Origin of the sequence: Actinomadura sp. 1N219 (genome assembly GCF_044326405.1) — a bacterium.
Lineage (GTDB): Bacteria > Actinomycetota > Actinomycetes > Streptosporangiales > Streptosporangiaceae > Spirillospora.
Genome location: NZ_JBIRAY010000013.1, coordinates 225141 through 243385 on the forward strand (window position 1 = coordinate 225141; position 18245 = coordinate 243385).

The 18245-nt window shown below is 72.2% G+C and carries 22 protein-coding genes; 10 read left to right on the forward strand and 12 right to left on the reverse strand.

The window, feature by feature from the left end; all coding sequences use genetic code 11:
* Window positions 1-152 precede the first annotated feature (152 nt).
* Window positions 153-512: a DUF2516 family protein gene (locus ACH35V_RS33470; protein WP_395978700.1), complete on the forward strand. Its 360-nt coding sequence runs from the start codon at window positions 153-155 to the stop codon at window positions 510-512.
* A gap of 116 nt (window positions 513-628) precedes the next feature.
* On the opposite strand, the gene ACH35V_RS33475 is transcribed toward ACH35V_RS33470, so the two are convergent.
* Window positions 629-1252: a TetR family transcriptional regulator gene (locus ACH35V_RS33475; RefSeq protein WP_395978702.1), complete on the reverse strand. Its 624-nt coding sequence runs from the start codon at window positions 1250-1252 to the stop codon at window positions 629-631.
* Between the two features lie 92 nt (window positions 1253-1344).
* Between ACH35V_RS33475 and ACH35V_RS33480 the strand changes: the two genes are divergently transcribed.
* The gene (locus ACH35V_RS33480) at window positions 1345-2457 is read left to right on the forward strand and encodes a WD40/YVTN/BNR-like repeat-containing protein (RefSeq protein ID WP_395978704.1); all 1113 of its coding nucleotides are present in this window, start codon (window positions 1345-1347) and stop codon (window positions 2455-2457) included.
* Window positions 2458-2500: 43 nt separating this feature from the next.
* Here the strand turns inward: ACH35V_RS33480 and ACH35V_RS33485 are convergent, their stop codons facing one another.
* The 5 genes from ACH35V_RS33485 to mshA all read right to left on the reverse strand — a co-directional run bounded on the left by ACH35V_RS33485 (window position 2501) and on the right by mshA (window position 6839).
* The gene (locus ACH35V_RS33485) at window positions 2501-3370 is read right to left on the reverse strand and encodes a hypothetical protein (RefSeq protein WP_395978706.1); all 870 of its coding nucleotides are present in this window, start codon (window positions 3368-3370) and stop codon (window positions 2501-2503) included.
* Window positions 3367-3900, reverse strand: coding sequence for an RNA polymerase sigma factor (locus tag ACH35V_RS33490; protein WP_395978708.1), 534 nt, complete (start codon window positions 3898-3900; stop codon window positions 3367-3369). Before ACH35V_RS33490 ends, ACH35V_RS33485 begins: the two co-directional genes overlap by 4 nt.
* 286 nt (window positions 3901-4186) lie before the next feature.
* Entirely contained in the window at window positions 4187-4984 is a 798-nt protein-coding gene (locus ACH35V_RS33495; protein WP_395978710.1) for a phosphoglyceromutase, read from the reverse strand.
* Window positions 4985-5013: 29 nt separating this feature from the next.
* Complete coding sequence (locus ACH35V_RS33500) at window positions 5014-5514, reverse strand: YbjN domain-containing protein (RefSeq protein ID WP_395978712.1); 501 nt, start codon at window positions 5512-5514, stop codon at window positions 5014-5016.
* Entirely contained in the window at window positions 5511-6839 is a 1329-nt protein-coding gene (mshA, locus tag ACH35V_RS33505; RefSeq protein ID WP_395978713.1) for a D-inositol-3-phosphate glycosyltransferase, read from the reverse strand. The genes ACH35V_RS33500 and mshA overlap by 4 nt, the downstream gene beginning before the upstream one ends.
* Before the next feature lie 147 nt (window positions 6840-6986).
* Here mshA and ACH35V_RS33510 point away from each other — a divergent pair, with 147 nt between their 5' ends.
* A complete protein-coding gene (locus tag ACH35V_RS33510; RefSeq protein ID WP_395978715.1) occupies window positions 6987-7745 on the forward strand; it encodes an SDR family NAD(P)-dependent oxidoreductase in 759 nt (252 codons plus the stop codon).
* Here the strand turns inward: ACH35V_RS33510 and ACH35V_RS33515 are convergent, their stop codons facing one another.
* Entirely contained in the window at window positions 7746-8567 is an 822-nt protein-coding gene (locus tag ACH35V_RS33515) for a class I SAM-dependent methyltransferase (protein ID WP_395978717.1), read from the reverse strand. It lies immediately after the preceding gene.
* A 107-nt stretch (window positions 8568-8674) separates the two neighbouring features.
* On the opposite strand from ACH35V_RS33515, the gene ACH35V_RS33520 reads away from it, so the two are divergent.
* Together ACH35V_RS33520 and ACH35V_RS33525 are read left to right on the forward strand one after the other, a co-directional pair.
* Entirely contained in the window at window positions 8675-9463 is a 789-nt protein-coding gene (locus tag ACH35V_RS33520; RefSeq protein WP_395978719.1) for a TIGR03084 family metal-binding protein, read from the forward strand.
* A 49-nt stretch (window positions 9464-9512) separates the two neighbouring features.
* The gene (locus ACH35V_RS33525; RefSeq protein WP_395978721.1) at window positions 9513-9980 is read left to right on the forward strand and encodes a universal stress protein; all 468 of its coding nucleotides are present in this window, start codon (window positions 9513-9515) and stop codon (window positions 9978-9980) included.
* A 7-nt stretch (window positions 9981-9987) separates the two neighbouring features.
* On the opposite strand, the gene ACH35V_RS33530 is transcribed toward ACH35V_RS33525, so the two are convergent.
* The gene (locus ACH35V_RS33530; protein ID WP_395978723.1) at window positions 9988-10500 is read right to left on the reverse strand and encodes an O-acetyl-ADP-ribose deacetylase; all 513 of its coding nucleotides are present in this window, start codon (window positions 10498-10500) and stop codon (window positions 9988-9990) included.
* Between the two features lie 261 nt (window positions 10501-10761).
* On the opposite strand from ACH35V_RS33530, the gene ACH35V_RS33535 reads away from it, so the two are divergent.
* Window positions 10762-11679 carry an NAD-dependent epimerase/dehydratase family protein gene (locus tag ACH35V_RS33535; RefSeq protein ID WP_395978725.1) on the forward strand — a complete coding sequence of 306 codons (918 nt, stop codon included), beginning with the start codon at window positions 10762-10764 and terminating at the stop codon, window positions 11677-11679.
* Between the two features lie 40 nt (window positions 11680-11719).
* Here ACH35V_RS33535 and ACH35V_RS33540 read toward each other — a convergent pair whose 3' ends face one another.
* A complete protein-coding gene (locus ACH35V_RS33540; protein ID WP_395978727.1) occupies window positions 11720-12493 on the reverse strand; it encodes a dioxygenase in 774 nt (257 codons plus the stop codon).
* Window positions 12494-12584: 91 nt separating this feature from the next.
* Between ACH35V_RS33540 and ACH35V_RS33545 the strand changes: the two genes are divergently transcribed.
* Complete coding sequence (locus tag ACH35V_RS33545) at window positions 12585-13073, forward strand: MarR family winged helix-turn-helix transcriptional regulator (protein ID WP_395978729.1); 489 nt, start codon at window positions 12585-12587, stop codon at window positions 13071-13073.
* Window positions 13074-13081: 8 nt separating this feature from the next.
* On the opposite strand, the gene ACH35V_RS33550 is transcribed toward ACH35V_RS33545, so the two are convergent.
* Window positions 13082-14221 carry a winged helix DNA-binding domain-containing protein gene (locus tag ACH35V_RS33550; protein WP_395978731.1) on the reverse strand — a complete coding sequence of 380 codons (1140 nt, stop codon included), beginning with the start codon at window positions 14219-14221 and terminating at the stop codon, window positions 13082-13084.
* The gene (locus ACH35V_RS33555; RefSeq protein WP_395978733.1) at window positions 14211-14849 is read right to left on the reverse strand and encodes a TetR/AcrR family transcriptional regulator; all 639 of its coding nucleotides are present in this window, start codon (window positions 14847-14849) and stop codon (window positions 14211-14213) included. Before ACH35V_RS33555 ends, ACH35V_RS33550 begins: the two co-directional genes overlap by 11 nt.
* A gap of 123 nt (window positions 14850-14972) precedes the next feature.
* Between ACH35V_RS33555 and ACH35V_RS33560 the strand changes: the two genes are divergently transcribed.
* Complete coding sequence (locus tag ACH35V_RS33560) at window positions 14973-15785, forward strand: class I SAM-dependent methyltransferase (RefSeq protein ID WP_395978735.1); 813 nt, start codon at window positions 14973-14975, stop codon at window positions 15783-15785.
* Between the two features lie 5 nt (window positions 15786-15790).
* The gene (locus tag ACH35V_RS33565) at window positions 15791-16447 is read left to right on the forward strand and encodes a TetR/AcrR family transcriptional regulator (protein WP_395978737.1); all 657 of its coding nucleotides are present in this window, start codon (window positions 15791-15793) and stop codon (window positions 16445-16447) included.
* Here ACH35V_RS33565 and trpS read toward each other — a convergent pair.
* Window positions 16444-17520 (reverse strand): tryptophan--tRNA ligase, encoded by a 1077-nt coding sequence (gene trpS / locus ACH35V_RS33570; protein WP_395978739.1) that lies wholly within the window; start codon window positions 17518-17520, stop codon window positions 16444-16446. The two genes, ACH35V_RS33565 and trpS, sit on opposite strands and share 4 nt — an antisense overlap.
* Window positions 17521-17750: 230 nt before the next feature.
* Between trpS and ACH35V_RS33575 the strand changes: the two genes are divergently transcribed.
* Window positions 17751-18239 (forward strand): MarR family winged helix-turn-helix transcriptional regulator, encoded by a 489-nt coding sequence (locus ACH35V_RS33575; RefSeq protein ID WP_395978741.1) that lies wholly within the window; start codon window positions 17751-17753, stop codon window positions 18237-18239.
* Window positions 18240-18245 lie beyond the last annotated feature (6 nt).

Consider the following 18245-nt stretch of genomic DNA (forward strand, 5'->3'; position numbering starts at 1 on the left):
GAACACCCGGCCGGGCTCTTTCGTCCTCTCCGGGGACGGCGGCCGGCTGGGGCGGGCTCATGGGTGGACGGCGCGCATAGGGTTGGGGTAGTGAGGCCCCGTGTGGGCGACGAGGAGTCGCCGTCCGAGACGAGCAGGAGCGCTGAACGCCGATGTCGGACTTCAATGTGCTGGACTACTTCTTCTGGCTGCTGTTGATCATCGCTTTCGCGATGGAGGCGTGGGCGCTGATCGACTCGCTGACCGTCCCGGAGAGCGCGTTCAGCGCCGCGGGCAAGTGGCGCAAGAAGATGTGGACCATCGTCCTGATCGTCACGGCGGTGGTCGGCGGGGCCTACGCGGTCGCGCCCGCGGCCCTCGGCGCCAGCCCGATCGCGCTGCTGCTCGGCATCCTCCCGGTCGCCGCGTTCATCGGCGCCGCCGTCTACCTCGCGGACGTCCGACCGGCGGTCGCCCCGTTCAAGAAGAAGAACGGCGGCAGTTCCCACTCCGGCCCCTACGGCCCCTGGTGACCCGCGGGGCGCTTCCGTCGCCTTCGCGTCAAGCTCCGTCAAGCCGCTCCGTCTAGCTCGAAGACCTGGGTGCCGGGCACCGTCGGCGGGCGCCTCCGCCGGCGGTGCCCGGCGGTCTAGGGGGACGGACGCGACAGTGCGTCGACCGAGGTCAGGCCGTGTTCGACGATGTCCAGGGCGCGGTCCAGGGCGGTCCGCATCGAGAGCGGGTCGTAGCCCTCGCGGCGGCAGTGCGCGATGACCGCCTGCATGCCGCCGACCGCGATGCCGGCCGCGGCGACCGCGTCGATCTCCGCGATGCCGGGGCACAGGTCGCGCAGCAGCGACTCGATGGCCTCCTGCGTGTCCGTCATCCGCTGGAGCGCGCGGGCCTGGAGGCCGGGGCGCTCCAGGATCAGGGAGATCTGCACGGCGCCGTACTCGCCGTGCTCGGTCACGATCGCTTCCAGGACGTCCACGACGCTGCGCCGGATCGTCTCCAGCGGCGTCTCGCCCGGGGTGCGGCGCAGCCGTTCGGCGACCTCGGCGAGGCGGTCGTCGACCTCCGCGAAGACGACGTCCTCCTTGGACGGGAAGTAGCCGAAGAACGTCCGGGGGGAGATGTCGGCAGCGGCGGCGATGTCGGCGATCGTCGTCTCCTCGTAGCCGCGCTCGGCGAACAGGCGCAGCGCCGCGGACGCGATCGCCTGGCGGGTGCGCCGCTTCTTGCGCTCCCGCAGTCCGGTGGGTCCGTCCGCCATGCGGCGAACGCTACCACGACTGCAAACTTGCATCCAGTGCAAGGTCGTCCTGGGTCTGGACGCCTTGATCATCTTTCGTTACGTTGCGGCCTATGAAGCCGATGCGGGCGCTCGCCCGGAAGCTGTCGCTCACCGGGGTGTGCGCGGCGATGATCGCGGCCCCCCTCGCCGTGCCGGGCGCCGCGCACGCGGAGACCGCCGACAACGTGCGCGTCTGGACGGGCGGGCTCGGCTGGCGGGTCACGCCGACCGGGTCCGAGGCGCGGTTCCGCGGCCTCGCCGCGGTCGGACGGAAGGTCGCCTGGCTGGCGGGCAGCGGCGGAACCGTTCTGCGGACCACGGACGGCGGCGCCACCTGGCAGAACGTCGCCCCGCCCGACGCCGCGGGCCTGGAGTTCCGCGACGTCGAGGCGTTCGACGCGAACCGGGCCGTCGTGCTGGCCATCGGCGAGGGCGAGGCGTCCCGCGCCTACAGCACCTCGGACGGCGGCCGCACCTGGACGCTCGGCTTCAAGAACGACGACCCGAAGGCGTTCTACGACTGCATGACGTTCTTCGACTCCCGCAACGGCCTGGCCATGAGCGATCCGGTGGACGGCCGTTTCCGCATCATCTCCACCAAGGACGCGGGACGCACCTGGCGCGTGCTGCCGTCCGAAGGAATGCCGGCCGCCCTGGAAGGCGAGTTCGCGTTCGCAGCCAGCGGCCAGTGCCTCGTGAGCCAAGGCAAGAAGGACGTCTGGCTCGCCACAGGCGGAGCGTCCCGCGCACGGGTCTTCCACTCCAGTGACCGCGGCCGCACCTGGACGGTCGCCGATACACCGCTGCCGTCAGGAGCGTCCCAGGGCGTTTTCTCGGTGGCGTTCCGCGACTCCCGGCACGGCATCGCGGTCGGCGGCGACTACCGTCCAGGCGAGCCGTCCCCGAACGCCGCCGCCACGACCAGCGACGGCGGCCGCACCTGGCACCCCGCGCAGCGTCCGCCCGCCGAGTACCGCTCCGGCGCCGTCTGGCCCGGCTACACGGGCCCGATCGCGATGGCCGTGGGCCCCACGGGCACCGACCTGACCTTCAACGCTGGCCGTACCTGGACCCAGTTCGACAATGGCAGCTTCGACACCGTCGACTGCACCCCGGACGCCTCCTGCTGGGCCGCCGGCGAAAAGGGCCGAGCCGCCCGCCTCACCACCGACCACTCCGACTGAACCGTCACCGGACGCACCGGCATGTGACCTTTGGTCAAGGAGGTCAGGCCAGGACGGAGTCGTGCGGCGCGCGCTCCGTCCCCCCGCGGACCCGGAAGACCCCTTCACCGATCTCCTCAGAGTGCCGTTCGACCAGCTCACGCATGTTCGAGGGCCAGGTGGTGGCCCGGTTCCACACCGCGCCTGCGAGCACTTCGAGATCCAGGTCCCGCACATGTGAGACGTCCACGCCGGACAGGTCCACAGACTCCGCCTCAAGCGCCGAGGCCACCGCCTGCACCAGGGCGAAAACGCTCTTCGACGTCCAGACGAGCCTGCCGGTGAGGTCGTCGGCGATGACGCCGGTGACCTCGCGGGGGCAGTGCGCGGGGCCGCGGACGGGGTCGATCGCGTGGCGGAGGGCGCGGTCGAGTGCGTGGTAGAGCCCGGGGATGCGGCCGACCGCGCGCGAGGTGCCGGGGTTCCGGGCGAGGTCCCGGGCGATGGCGCGGGCGGAGTCGAGGTCGGTGGCCAGGTCGAGGGCTCGGGCGACGGCGCGGGCGGAGTCGAGCTCTCGGGCGAGGTCCCGGGCGGCGGCGCGGGCGGTGTTGGGGTAGCGGTCGTTGACGGTGATGAGGGCCTGCGTGAGCGTCATCAGGTAGGTCAGGTGCTGCAGGTTGGGATCGGAGAGGTCCGCGCGGAGCAGCGCGTCACGGAGTTCGGGGACGCCCTCCGGCATCCGCTTCTGCGTGCGGTGCGTGAGGGCGCGGAGTTCGAGGATGATCAGGTCGTCGCCGCGGTCGTCCATGAAGGCCAGCAGGCCGGTCGTGGGATCGGTGTGCTCTCGGGCGTGCCTGAGCAGGTCGTCGTGCGCCTCCGTCAGCAGGCGGTCGAGTTCGGTGTCGGTGAGTGCGGCCGGATCGTGGTCGCTCATCGGGCCGCTTCTCCTTCCTGCGCGCGGCCGGCGGCCAGGTACCGGCGCAGCAGCCTGCGGGCCTTCGTGCGCAGGTTGCGGACCTTCTGAGGATCGAGGTCCAGGTGGGCGGCGATGACGCTGTCCGGGTGGCCGTCCAGGGTGAAGGCCATCACCGCACGCGCCTGGTCGTCGTGGACGGCGTGCAGAGCTTCCAGCACTCTCATCGTCCCGGTCGCGACGTCGGCCGGATCAGGCCGAGGACAGGAGCGGTCGGCGAGGAGGCCCTCCAAGCCCGAGACGGCGGGCGGTTCACGGCGGCGAGTGCCACCGGGGCGGTCGTGGCGACGCAGTGCGATCCTGCGAATCCATGCCTCCCGGTTCTCGATCCTCTCCCAGGCTCCGGGCTTGTGGGCGGTGTGCCAGGCCTCGATGAACGCCTCCTGGGCGGCGTCCTCAGCGGTTTCGAGGGTGGCGCGGCGGGCGAACATCACGAACCGCACCACCTGCGGGTACTGATCGGCGTAGAAGTCCAGGAAACACGTGCGCACGTCGGACACTTTGGCCCTGCGCCCGGGGACGGAGCCCGGCGAACGCCGCAACTGGTCTGCGCCGGCCCGAGGCGGTGGCGGGTCGTCGCGGGTTTCATCGGGGGTCATCGCCGTCCCGCCCGTTCCGGGCACGGCCGAATCCGGCTGCGAAGGGCAGTAAGGCGCTGACCAATCCCAGCGCTGCCGTCAGGAGGTTGATCGCGGTGGTGGTGTTCATGGGGCCCTTCCGCTCACGAGGTGTGTCATCCACCTAGTGGGCGGGGGCCGCCATGATCGGTAAGTCTGGTTACTTCTTGCGGGTCTTCTTCTTTTCCGGGGGCTTGGGGAGTGGGGGCGTGGGAGCCGCGCCTTGGGTTCTCACGGCCTCTATCGCGGCCTTGGCGGCGGCCGGGTCCAGGTATTCGCCGCCGCGTTTGAGGGGGGCGAAGTCGTCGTCCAGTTCGTAGACGAGAGGGATGCCGGTGGGGATGTTCAGGCCGACGATCTGCTCGTCGGAGACGTCGTCGAGGTGCTTGACGAGGCCGCGGAGGGAGTTGCCGTGCGCGGCGACGAGGACGGTCTTTCCGGCGGCCAGGTCGGGGACGATCGAGTCGTACCAGTAGGGCAGCATGCGGTCGACGACGTCGGCGAGGCATTCGGTCCGGGGGATGAGCTCGGACGGGAGTTCGGCGTAGCGGAGGTCGTTGACCTGGGAGAGGGGGTCGTCGTCCTTGATGGGCGGCGGCGGGGTGTCGTAGGAACGGCGCCAGGTCATGAATTGCCGCTCGCCGAATTCCTCGCGGGTCTGGGCCTTGTTCTTGCCCTGGAGAGCGCCGTAGTGGCGTTCGTTGAGGCGCCAGGAACGGCGGACGGGGATCCAGAGAAGGTCGGCGACGTCCAAGGCGATGTTGGCGGTGCGGATGGCCCGCTTCAGCAGGGAGGTGTGCAGCACGTCGGGGGTGATGTCGGCGTCCAGGAGCAGGTCGCCGCCTTTGGTCGCCTCGCTTTCGCCCTTCGCGGACAGGTCGACGTCCACCCATCCGGTGAACAGTCCTTCCGCGTTCCAGACGCTTTCGCCATGCCTGAGCAATACCAGGGTCGCCATGGGATCAGAGCCTAGCGGCACGGCGATGGTCAGCCGCGGTTGGCCGGGTCGGCGAAGGACGCGAAGGCCTGGAGGTTGGCGAGGCTCTCGCCGCGCTTGACGCGCCAGTCCCATTCACGCTGGATGGACGATTTGAACCCGCGTTCCAGCGCCTTGTCGAAGTTCTCGTCGGAGTAGGTGAGGACGCAGCCGAGGAGGCGGTCGATCTCGTCCGGCGATATCGACGCGAGGGCGAGCCTGCCGACGAGGTGGACGTCGCCGACGTCGTCAAGCGCGAACGCGACCCCGTACATGCGGCCGTTCTTCTCCAGGAGGAAGCGGTAGAAGTCGGCGTGGTTCTCGTCGGGACGGCGGCAGAAGAACGCCTCGACGTGCAGGCTGTGCTCGCCGACGATCAGCCAGGTCATGGTGGCGAGCTTGTGCTGGCCGGGGAGCTTGACGAAGAACGCGTTCGGGCGGGGCTCGTCGAACTCCAGCTCGGCGGCCTGCAACGTCGTCCTGATGGTGCCGACGGGGTCCGGGGCGCTCATGCGGTGACCTCCGCGGCGCCGCGGGCGGCCGGGATCGGCGAGGTGCGGATGTCCACGGCTCCGGTATACACGTCCAGGAGGTTGTCGACCGTGGCGTCCCAGCCGAAGGTGTGGGCGTGGCGGACGGCGCCGCGGGCGAGGCGGGCGTGCAGGCCGGGTTCGGCGTGGAGGCGGCGCAGGACGGCGGCGTAGCCGGCCGGGTCGTGGCCGGAGATCAGGAGGCCGGACTCGCCGTCGGCGACGGCGGTGCGGAGGCCGCCGACGCGGGACGCGACGACGGGCGTCCCGCAGGCCTGGGACTCTACGGCGACGAGCCCGAACGACTCGCTGTGGGACGGGACGACGGTCACGTCCGCGGCGCGGTACCAGTCGGCGAGCTCGGCCTGCGGGCTCGGGGGCTCGAAGCGCATGACGTCGGAGATGCCGAGGTCGGCGGCGAGGTTCTGCAGGCCCTCGGGGCGGCAGCGTCCGGATCCGCTGGGGCCTCCGACGACGGCGACGACGAGCTTGCGGCGCAGGGACGGGTCGTCGGCGAGCATGCGGGCGACGGCGCGCAGGAGGACGTCGGGGGCCTTCAGCGGCTGGATGCGGCCGACGAACAGCAGCACGTATGCGTCGCGGGGGAGCCCGAGGCGGCGGCGGGCCGGGCCGGTGCGGTGCGGGAGGAGGCCGGTGCTGCGGGCCAGGGACGACTCGGGGTGGAACATCGACAGGTCCACGCCGGGGCTGACGGTCGCGACACGCGAGGGGTCGGCGTCGTACAGGTCGACGAGCTGGCGGGCTTCCTCGGCGGTGTTGGCGACGAGCTGGTCGGACGATGCCACGACCTGCTCCTCGCCTAGGACGCGCTCTGCCGGTTCGGGTTTGTCGCCGTCCGCGAGGGCCGCGTTCTTGACCTTCGCCATGGTGTGCATGGAGTGGACGAGCGGGACGCCCCACCGTTGCTTCGCCGCCCACCCGGCCTGACCGGACAGCCAGTAGTGCGTGTGGAGGAGGTCGTAGTGGCCGGGCTCGTGGGCCGCCTCGGCGCGCAGGACGCCGGACGTGAAGCCGCACAGATGCCGGGGGAGTTCTGTCTTGTCCAGCTCCTCGAACGGCCCGGCGACGACGTTGCGGACGAGGACGCCCGGGGCCAGGTCCACGACGGGCGGCATCGCGCGGCAGGTGGCGCGGGTGAAGATGTCGACCTCGACGCCCCTGGCGGCGAGGCGCTTGGCCACCTCGACGATGTAGACGTTCATGCCGCCCGCGTCGCCGGTACCCGGTTGATCGAGGGGGGAAGTATGAACACTGACCGTCGCAACTCGGCTGATACGACGCGACACCGGACACCACCTCCGGTAGTGCAACCTACCGACCGCGTTACCTGTTCCCTCAACTTGGGGGACAATCGTGACTTCTCGCCGCAGTGACGGACCTCACCCGCGCCCCCGCCGCCCGCCTGGAACGCCGGTACCTGGGAGGCTTGGGGCATGCGCAAGACCGCGATAGTGACCGGAGCGAGCAGCGGGATCGGAGCCGCCACGGCAAGGCGCCTGGCGGCGGAGGGGTTCAACGTCGTGCTCGCCGCGCGAAGGCGGGACCGCCTGGACGCCCTCGCCAAGGAGATCGCCGAGACCGTGCCGGGCGCCGGGAAGATCGCGCCCGTCACCCTGGACGTGACGTCGCAGGAATCGGCGGACGCGCTCGCGGCGGCCGTCACCGGCTGCCACGTGCTGGTCAACAACGCCGGCGGCGCGCTCGGCCTCGACACCGTCGCGACCGCCGATCTGCGCGAGTGGCAGGCGATGTACGAGAGCAACGTCATCGGGCTCGTCCGGGTGACGCAGGCGCTGCTGCCCAAGCTGATCGAGAGCGGCGACGGCCATGTCGTCAACATCACCTCGCTGGCGGGGCACGTCCCGTACGAGGGCGGCGGCGGGTACAACGCGGCCAAGTTCGCCGCCTACGCGGTGAACGACGTGCTGCGGCTCGAACTGGTCGCCGAGCCCGTCCGCGTCACCGAGATCGCGCCGGGGCTGGTGAAGACGGAGGAGTTCTCGCTGGTCCGGTTCCACGGGGACGAGGAGAAGGCCGCCAAGCCGTACGAGGGCGTCCCGGAGCCTTTGGTCGCCGACGACGTCGCCGATTGCGTCGCGTGGGCGGTGACGCGTCCGTCGCATGTGAACATCGATCGCATCGACGTCCAGCCGCGCGTCCAGGCCGCGCCGCACAAGCTCCATCGCCAGTGATCACCGGGAATTCGGGGCGACCGCCGTCCAGGGAAGGGTGATCTCACCGAGACGCCAGCGGTTTCTGCCGCCGTGGGGCGGACGGGTGACGACGGGATGGGTCCGGGCGAGGAGGGCGACCGCCTCGACCCAGCGGGCGCGCGGGCCGAACGCGGAATGCGGGGCGGCCGTCGCCCAGCAGCGGTCGAACGCGGCCAGCAGGGTGTGGACCGGCTCGCCCGGCACGTTCCGGTGGATCAGCGTCTTCGGCAGCCGTTCGGCCAGGTCGGACGGGCGTTCCAGGGTGGGCAGATGGGCCGCGAACGTGATCGTCCGCGGGCCCTCCCGGGTGATCGCCGCCCAGACCGCGCGGCGGCCGATCTCGTCGCACGTCCCTTCGACGAGGACGCCGGACGGGGCGAGGCGCGCGGCGAGCTCGTCCCAGGCGCGCCAGGCCGCCGCCTCGTCGTACTGCCGCAGGACGTTGAACGCCCTGATCAGCACGGGCGGCCGCGCGACCGGCAGCTCGAAGCCGCCACGCCGGAACGACAGCCCGTCGAGGGGGCCTTTCCGGGCGAGAAGGGCGTCCCCGGCGGCGACCCGGCCGGGGTCGATCTCGATGCCGACGACCTCCAGGCGCGGTGACACGGCGCGCAGCCGGGTGTAGAGCTCGACCGTCGTGACCGGGGACGCGCCGTAGCCGAGGTCGACGGCCAGCGGGCGCGGGCCCGAGCGCAGGGGGCGGGTCTGGGTGGCGGCGATCCAGCGGTCCACGCGGCGCAGCCGGTTGGGGGCGGTGGTGCCGCGGGTCGCCTCCCCCCGCGGCCGCTGCTTGGGGGGCACCGGCCAATTCTTCCGTGTCGCCCGCCATGCCCGGTACGCCCCACCTGCCGGAACGAAATTCCGTTCGGGTCTGTACGGGGCCCGGCGGGACGGGAGATCCTGGCGAAATGCCGGACATGCACGCCCTCCTCTCCGACCTGGCCGCCGAGGGCGACTCCCTCGACGCCCTGGTCGCGCCGCTGCCCGCCGCGCGCTGGGCGGAGGCGACCCCGGCCGAAGGCTGGACGATCGCGCACCAGATCGCCCATCTCGCCTGGACGGACGCGCAGGCCGCCGTCGCCGCCACCGACCCCGTCGCGTTCGCCGGGCTCGTCGAGCAGGCCCTGGCCGCCCCGGACGACTACGTCGAGGCGGGCGCCCGCGAGGGCGCGACCGAGGACCCCGCCCGCCTCCTCACCCGCTGGCGGGACGGACGGCACCGCATGGTGGACGCGCTCGCCGCCGTCCCGTCCGGGCAGCGGCTGCCGTGGTTCGGCCCGCCGATGGGCGCGGCGTCGATGGCGACCGCCCGGCTCATGGAGACATGGGCGCACGGCGAGGACGTCGCCGACGCCCTGGGCGAACGGCGCAAGCCCACGCACCGCCTCCGGCACGTCGCGCACATCGGCGTCCGGACGCGCGACTTCGCGTTCCAGAACCGTGGTCTGGAACCTCCTGCCGATGCGTTCCTCGTCGTCCTGGAAGGCCCGGAGGGCGACGAGTGGACGTGGGGCCCGGCGGACGCGCCGCAATCCGTTACCGGCCCCGCGCTCGACTTCTGCCTTCTGGCAACGCAGCGGCGGCACCGCGACGACCTCGCGCTCACCGCCGCCGGCGCGGACGCCGACCGCTGGCTGGACGTGGCCCAGTCCTTCGCAGGCCCGCCCGGCCCCGGCCGCCCGCCCGCGACCTCCTGAGCGCAGCCGGTCACGTTCAGGCGGCTCGATCGCGGACACATCCCCCGGCATGACGATTCTCATCGCTTATGACGGGTCCGACGACGCGCGGGCCGCGGTCGAATACGCCGCCCGGCATGTCAGGCCCGAGCCGGCCGTGGTCATGACGGTGTGGGAGCCGCTGCTGTCGCAGATCGGCTGGGGGCCGCTGGCGGCGGCGACGCCGGTGGTCGCCGAGCCGGAGCCCGGCGACAAGTTCGAGGAGGAGCGGCAGGCGGAGCGGCTCGCCCGGCAGGGCGCCGACCTCGCCGTCGCGGGCGGGCTGGCGGACGTGGCGACCCGCGCCGAACGCGGCGGCGGACCGGTCTGGGCCGCCATCGTGGACGTCGCCGAGGAGCTGGACGCGTCCCTGGTCGTCACCGGTTCCCGCGGCCTCGCGGGCGCCCGCTCCGTGATCCTGGGGAGCGTCTCGACCCGTGTTCTTCATCACGCCGGCCGTCCGGTCCTCGTCGTCCCGCCCCCGAAGGGCGAGGACTGACCGGCCGTCAGGGCGTGCCGACGGCGCGCTCGAAAGCGGCGTAGGCGTCCGGCGTGAACAGGATGAACCGCGCGTCGGTCACCTTGGTCGGCGTCGCGCGGACCGTGCCGACGGCGATGCGGGCGGCGTCGTCCATCGGCCAGCCGTAGATGCCCGCCGACACCGCGGGGAAGGCGATCGACTCGACGCCCAGCTCGTCCGCCACCCGCAGCGCCTCCCGGTAGCAGGAGGCGAGCTGGTCGGAGCGGTCGTCGGCGGCCGAGTAGACGGGGCCGACGGTGTGGATCACCCATTCCGCGGGCAGCTTCCCGGCGGTCGTCGCGACGGCCTGCCCGGTCGGGAGGCCGCCGCCGTACTGGGCGGCGCGCAGCTTGCGGCAGTCGTCCAGGATCTCCGGGCCGCCCTTGCGGTGGATGGCGCCGTCCACCCCGCCGCCGCCGAGGAGCGTGGAGTTGGCCGCGTTGACCACCGCGTCCACCTTCTGCTCGGTGATGTCGCCCCGGACGAGAGTGATCTTCATGTCCGCCGTTCCTCCGCTGTGGCCGAACCCGTCAGAAGAGAAGAATTCTCACCCACGCCGTGCGCGAAACGCGTTCGGTTGCTTCCCGGCGGTACGCTCATGGCGGACGGGACTACCGGGGCGGGCACGCCCGTCCGATTCGTCCGGCTGATGCCGTGGGGGGCGCCCGAACGGGAGGGCCGGGCGTGACCGCCGAATGAGTGACTGCCTATCCTGCCGTCGAGACGACCACAAAGGCGTGCAAGTCGTGGAGGTACCCCCTTGAAGATTCTCCTCGCCGGAGCGACCGGAGTCGTCGGTCGCCGGCTGATCCCGCTGCTCGTCCAGGCGGGCCACGAGGTCGCAGGGACGACACGCCGATCCGAGCGCGCCGGTCCGCTCCGCGACCTCGGCGCCGCGCCGGTCGTCGTGGACGTGCTCGACGCCGCCGCCGTGCGCGAGGTCGTCGCCGCCGAACGTCCGGACGCCGTGATCCACCAGCTCACCGATCTCAGCGACGAGGACTTCGAGGCCAACTCGCAGCTGCGCATCGAGGGCACCCGGAACCTGGTCGACGCCGCCAGGGCCGAGGGCGTCGAGACGATGATCGCGCAGAGCATCGCGTGGCTGTACGTCGCCGGGGACGCCCCGGCCGTCGAGACCGACCCGCTGGACGCGGCGCTGCCGCCGTACGCGGGCGTCGCGGCGCTGGAGGCGGCGGTCGGCGAGATGCCGCGCGGCGTGGTGCTGCGGTACGGCGCCCTGTACGGGCCGGGCACGTGGTACGCCCCGGACGGCGCCATCGCCGAGCGGGTGCGCGCGGGCACCATGCGTCCGGCGCCGTCGTGGACGTCGTTCGTGCACGCCGACGACGCGGCCTCCGCCGCGCTCGCGGCGCTCGACTGGCCCGCCGGCGCGGTCAACGTCGTGGACGACGAGCCCGCGACCACGGCCGACTGGCTGCCCGTCTACAGCGCGGCGATCGGCGCGCCCGACCCGGGCAACGCCGGGAAGCACGCGGCCACGATGGGCCGTCCGGTGTCGAACGCGAAGGCGCTGGATCTCGGCTGGAAGCCGCAGGTCGCGTCCTGGCGCACCGGCTTCTCGCAGAGCAGCGCCGCCGCGAACGGCTCCGGCGCGAAGGCCGACGGCACGGGGTCGGACGGTTCGCGCGTGAACGGCGCCGCCCGGACGCGCTGACCCGACGAACCGGATGCTTCCGGACGGAACGTGACAACCGTCAGCCGAACTGGAACGAGCGCTTCGCGAGCCCGAACCAGTAGCCGTCGATGACGGACCGCCGTTCCGACGGATCGCCGGTGTGGCTTTCCACGCCTGCGCCGAGCGCCATGAACAGGGGCGCGAAGTGTTCCGTCCGCGGGTGGGCGATGCGGGCCGCCGGTGCCTTGGCGCGGAAGTCGAGGAGGGCGTCGACGTCGCCGTCCTGCACGGCGTTGTCCGTCCACGCGTCGAACTCCGCCGACCAGGCGGGCGGCGGAGCGTCCGCTCCGCGCGGCAGCTCGTGCAGGTTGTGCGTCGTGAATCCGCTCCCGACGATGAGGACGCCCTGGTCGCGCAGCGGCGCGAGGGCCCGTCCGATCTCGAAGAGCCGCGCGGGCTCCAGCGTCGGCATCGACATCTGCAGCACGGGGACGCCGGCGTCCGGATACATCTCCACGAGCGGCACGTAGGCGCCGTGGTCCAGGCCGCGCGTCTCGTCCCGATGGACGCCGGGGATGAGTTTGCTCACGTCATCGGCGAGTTCAGGGGCGCCGGGCGCGTCGTAGCGGACGCGGTAGTAGCGCTCCGGGAAGCCCCAGAAGTCGTACAGCAGCGGCGTCCGGCGGGTGGCGCCGATGCTCAGCGGCGCCTCTTCCCAGTGCGCCGACACGATCAGGATCGCCTTCGGTTCCGGTAGTTTCGCCGCCCAGCGCGCGAGCTCGTCCGTCCAGACGGGGTCGTCGGCCAGCGGCGGGGCCCCGTGGCTGAGATAGAGCACGGGCATCCTGGACATGTGACCCCCCTTATTTCACATTTGAACCATAGGCGATCCTAGTTGAAGATTCAAGTCTTGAGGGTTCAATTACTTGGGTAGAGTGTCCGGTATGACGGATCCGAGGTGGCTCGACGCCGACGAGCAGGAGACCTGGCGCGCCTTCCTGTGGACGTCGCGTCTGCTCAACGAGGCCCTCGACCGCCAGCTCCAGCGCGACTCCGGCATGCCGCACACCTACTACATGATCTTGGCGATGCTGTCGGAGTCGCCGGGCCGCGCCCGCACCATGACCGAGCTGGCCGAGATCGTCCACTCGTCGCCGAGCCGCCTCTCGCACGCCGTCAACCGGCTGGAGGAGGCGGGCTGGGTGCGGCGGACCAAGAACGGCGCCGACCGCCGCACCACCGTCGCCGAGCTCACCGACGCGGGCCTCGCCGTCCTCGCCGAGGCCGCTCCCGGCCATGTCGCCGAGGTCAGGCGGCACCTGTTCGACCCGCTGAGCCGCGAGCAGATGCTGGAGTTCCGCGAGACGCTCCACGCCCTCCTCGCCTCCCTCGACCCGAACCGGGAGGCCCCCTGCGCCCGAGGCGAGGGCTGACCGCCCTGTCACCGGGTGAACTCGACGCGGTGCGTCTTCGCGTCGGGGTGCGCGGCGGCTAGCAGTCGCAGGCCCTCCTCCTCCAGCGCGGCGCGGTCCCGCTGCGGGACGGGGTCGAACGGGTCGATGCGCAGCGCCGCCTCGCCGCGCTTCTTCTCGATCTTCCACATGCCGTGGACGAAGCCGTCCACCAGGAACGTCGCCCGGATGATGCCGTTGACGGTGAAGATCCGCTTGCGCTGCTCCTCGGTGACGATCCGGGCCCGGTCGGCGTGGGACAGCAGCAGGTTGTCGAAGTCCGGGACGAACCGCACGGGCGCCGGGACGTCCGGATCCGGACGCGGCGCGCCGGGCAGGTCGTACAGCGTGCGGCCGTTCTCGTCCTGGAACACGAGCAGCCGGGGGAGGAGCCGTTCGACGACCTCGCCGAGCCGGGTCATGCCCGACCACTGCTGGACGTCCTGCACGCTCGCCGGCCCGAACGCGCCCAGATAGCGCAGCACGAGATCGTCCAGCGAGAGGGCAGGCGGGGCGCCGCCGTCCGACCGCGTGTCGTCGTCCAGCGGGGTGCCGCCGTCCAGCCAGGTGTCCAGCGTGGTGTGCCTGGCCATGCCCGACGCGCCCCAGATCCCGCGCGGCGGAACCTGGACGAGCGGCAGCCGGCACCGGACGGCCCAGCCGAGCAGCGCGGCGTCGTCGTCCGGCCACCGCTCGGCCAGCAGCGTCCGCAGCTCCTTGTCGGTGCGCGGCTCGTCCGCCAGCAGCCGCCGCGCCTCGGCGACGACCGCGTCCAGGTCGACGCCGTCGAGGTCGCCGGCCTTGGTCTTCACGTAGTTGTCCAGGATGACCTGCGTGTGCGGCCGCAGCGCGCGGGCGTCGCGGGCGCTGACCAGGTGCAGCGTGCCGCGCATCACGACGATCCGGAGCGCGCGGCGGGCCGTCATCAGCTCGCCGACCTCGTCGAAGTCGAAGTCCGCGAGGCGGCTCCACAGCCCGATGTACGGCGGGTTCGGCGCCTGCGACTGCATGCCGACGAGATGCTCGATCGCGTCCAGCGGGGGCATCGCGTGCCGTTCGAGCAGCAGCTGCCGAGCCAGCAACGCCCGGTTGAGCGCCCGCCGTCCGAGCACGGCCGGATCAGCCGTCATAGCGCCCCCGCAGCTCCTGCCACGTGGGAGGAGGGCCCGGGAGCTCCTCCCTGCCGGTCAGGTGCAGGGCGTCGAGCATGAGCGCCAGGTAGCGGTGCTGGAGCCGGTTCATGCGCTCATCGTCGCCGATCCGGATGGAGTGCAGGTACTCCAGCGTCACCGAGACGTCCCCGACCTCGATCTCCGGACGCAGCGCCCCCGCCTCCTGGGTGCGCTCCAGCAGCCGCTTCGTCGCGAGGTGGATCGCCTGCCCCTTGCGGCTCATCTCCTCGGTGACCTCGAAGCTGCCCGCGAGCCGCATGGTGAGCGATCCGGCGCCGATGTCCAGGCAGCGGCGCATGAAACCGGCGAACGCGTCCCAGGGGTCGCCGTCCTCGTCCAGCGCGGCCTCCACCTGGGCGAGGTAGCGGTCCATCCCGTCGTCGGCGAGCTTCTGGAGCAGGTCCTCCTTGCTCTTGTAGCGGCGGTACAGCGCGCTGATCCCCACCCCGGCGTGCTCGGCGACCGCGGAGATCGGCGCGCCGGGGTCGGCGGTGAACACCGCCCGCGCCGCCTCCCGGATCAGCTCGTCGTTGCGTGCCGCCTGCGCTTTGCGCCCGCTCATGGGCGCCGGTGCCGTGGTCTCCATGCCGCCAGTCTAAGGGAACGAACAATTCCGTTCTATCCTCGCCTGGTTTCGCGTCCGCCCTTGACGGCCCGCACGTTGTGAACGTACGTTCATGAACATACGTTCACAACCGGGGAGGGCGAGATGGCGGAGATCGTCAATGTCCATCAGGCGGAGGCGTGGAACGGGTACGAGGGACGGCACTGGGCCGATCACCACGACCGGTACGACGCCGTCAACGGCGGCGGCAACGAGGCCCTGCTGGACGGGGCCGCGATCGGGCCGCGCGACCGCGTCCTCGACATCGGCTGCGGAAACGGGCAGGTCACCCGGCTTGCCGCGCGGCGAGCCCGGCTCGGCGGCGCGACGGGCGTGGACCTGTCCGGCCCGATGCTCGCCCGCGCCCGGGCCCTCGCCGAGGAGGAGGGCGTCCAGAACGTGACGTTCGAGCAGGGCGACGTGCAGGTGCACCCGTTCGGCGACGGCGTCTTCGACGTGGCGGTCAGCCGGGCCGGGGTCATGTTCTTCGCCGACCCGGTGGCCGCGTTCGCCAACGTCCGGAGGGCGCTGCGGGAGGGCGGGCGGCTGGCGTTCCTGTCGATGGCGCCGCTCGGCGAGACCGACCTCGGGACGGTCCTCGCCGCGCTTCCCCGACGCGAAGAGCCCCCGGTCGGGCATGACGGGCCGCTGTCGCTGTCCGATCCCGGCCGGGTGCGCGAGATCCTGGAGGGGGCCGGTTTCGGCGACGTCGCCAGCCGCCGTGTCGAGGCCGAGCAGGTCTGGGGACGGGACGCCAGGGACGCCGCCGAGTTCTTCGCCGCCTGGGGCCCCATCCGCTACAACTACGGCGAGAGCGACGCGATCGTGGACGCCGTGGCGGACGCGATGCGCCCCTTCGAGCGGGCCGGCGCCGTCCGGCTGCGCGGCAGGTCCCTGCTGGTCACAGCACGCCGGTGAGCGTGATGTCACCTCGAAAAGCGGCCGCGCTGCGCGCCGGAGACCGCACCCTGCGCCAGCATCTGATCGCCACCGCCGAGCGGATGCTCGCCGAGCGCGGGGCGGCGGTGCCGACCGTGCGGGAGATCGCCCGCGCGGCCGGCGTCGCCGACGGCGTGCTCTACAACCACTTCGCCGGCAAGGAGGAGCTGCTGGCGCACGCGCTGCGCGCCCGCGCGGAGTCGGTCGGGGCCGGGCTCGGCCCGCTGCCCGAGCCCGGCGCCGGGACGGTCGAGGAGAACCTGCGCGGCTACGTCCGGCACGGGCTGATCGTGCACAACGCGCTGCTGCCCGCGCTGGCCGGGCTGCTCGCCCAGCCGGACGTCCTCGCCCGGTTCGCCGAGCTGAGCGGCGGCGAGGAGGACTGGAACCGGCGGCTCGCCGCCTACCTGCGGGCCGAGCGCGACCTCGGCCGCCTCGCCCCGGACGCCCGCGTCGACGCCGCCACCTCCATGATCGTCGGAGCCTGCCACGAGTCGGTGCTGTCGGTCCTGTTCCAGGGCCGGGGCATCGCGCGGGAGGTCTCCGTGGACGTCGTGGACGACCTCGTGGCAGCCGTCCTGCACGGCCTGGCCCCGCCCCACGACCGGCCGCCCCACGACCGGCCGCGCCACGGCGGCTAGGAGGCCATTGCGGCTCTGACCTCCTCCAGGGTGCGGTCCGCGATGGCGTTGGCGCGCTCGTCGCCCTCGGCGAGGACGCGGCGCAGGTGCGTCCGGTCGGCGGTGAGCTCGGCGCGGCGGACGCGGATCGGGCGGAGGAACTCGTTGACGGAGTCGGTCACGACCTTCTTGAGCGCGGCGGCCCCGCCGTCCCCGATCTCGGCGGCGACGGCGTGCGGGTCGCGGTCCTGGCACAGCGCGGCGATCTGCACGAGGGTCGACACCTGCGGACGCGTGTCCGGCGCGTACGTGATGTGCCGGTCGTCGTCGGTCACCGCGCGCCTGATCAGCCGGGCGGTCTCGTCCGGTCCGGCGGACAGGGCGATGGCGTTGCCGCGGCTCTTGCTCATCTTCTGGCCGTCCGTGCCGAGGAGGCTCGGCGCGGCGGACAGCAGCGCGTCCGGGACGGGGAAGACGGGCGCGTACCGCTCGTTGAAGCGGCGCGCGATCGTCCGGGTGATCTCCTGGTGGGGGAGCTGGTCCTTGCCGACGGGGACGAGGTTCGCCTTGCAGAACAGGATGTCGGCGGCCTGGTGGACGGGATAGGTGAACATCAGCCCGCTGACCGACGCCTGCCGCGACGACACGATCTCGTCCTTCACGGTGGGGTTGCGGTTCAGCTCGGCGATCGAGACCAGCGACAGGAACGGCAGCATGAGCTGGTTCAGCGCGGGCACGGCGCTGTGCCGGAAGATCGTCGCCGTGGACGGGTCGATCCCCGCCGCGAGGTAGTCGGCGACCAGCCCTTCGACGTGCTCGTCCAGATGGTCGGCGACGTCCCGGTCGGTGAGGACCTGGTAGTCGGCGACCAGCACGAACAGCTCCACGCCCGCGCGCTGGAGCCGCACCCGGTTGGCGAGGGTGCCGAAGTAGTGGCCGAGGTGCAGCGGCCCGGTGGGACGGTCGCCGGTCAGGATCCGGAACGCGCCGGGCTCGGCGGCGATGCGTTCCTCAAGTTCGCGGGTCCGGATTTCGGCGGCGCGCAGGCCGCCGCCGTTGTCGCCGCCGTTGTCGCTGTCGGGGGTGTTCTCCATGGTTTCGCTCCTCGATCGGTCGGTCCGGCCGTCCCGCCGGACCTGGCCGCGTCACCGAGGAAAGCGAAAGGGCCGTCCGGTGGACGGCCCGATGGCGTGCGTGGGTGTCGGCCGTCCTAGGACGGCCACCAGCCCTGACACGCGGTACGGTTCACGCCGTCCAGGATAGACCATCAGATGCGGCTGGTCGCAGATAATCTAGAACGAAACCATTGGGTAGGCTGGGCGGCATGACGTCGATGGCCCCCGCCCGCACCAGCCCCGACCTGTCGTTCCTCCTCGACCGGACCAGCTTCGTGCTGCGCAGCCGCATGACGGCGGCGCTGGCCGAGATCGGGCTGACGCCGCGGATGCACTGCGTCTTGGTACACGCGCTGGAGGAGGAGCGCACCCAGATCCAGCTGGCCGAGATCGGCGACATGGACAAGACGACGATGGTCGTCACCGTGGACGCCCTGGAGAAGGCCGGCCTCGCCGAGCGGCGCCCGTCGTCCAGGGACCGGCGGGCCCGGGTCATCGCGGTCACCGACGAGGGCGCCCGGGTCGCCGCGCGCAGCCAGGAGATCGCGGACGGCGTCCACGAGGCGGCCCTCGGCTCCCTTCCGCGCGAGGATCGGGAGGTGCTGCTGCGAGCGTTGAACGCGCTGGTCAGCGGGCATCTGGCGACGCCGTCCGAGAGCTCGAAACCGGCGCGCAGGGCACGCGAGCGCACAAAGTAGGTCCGA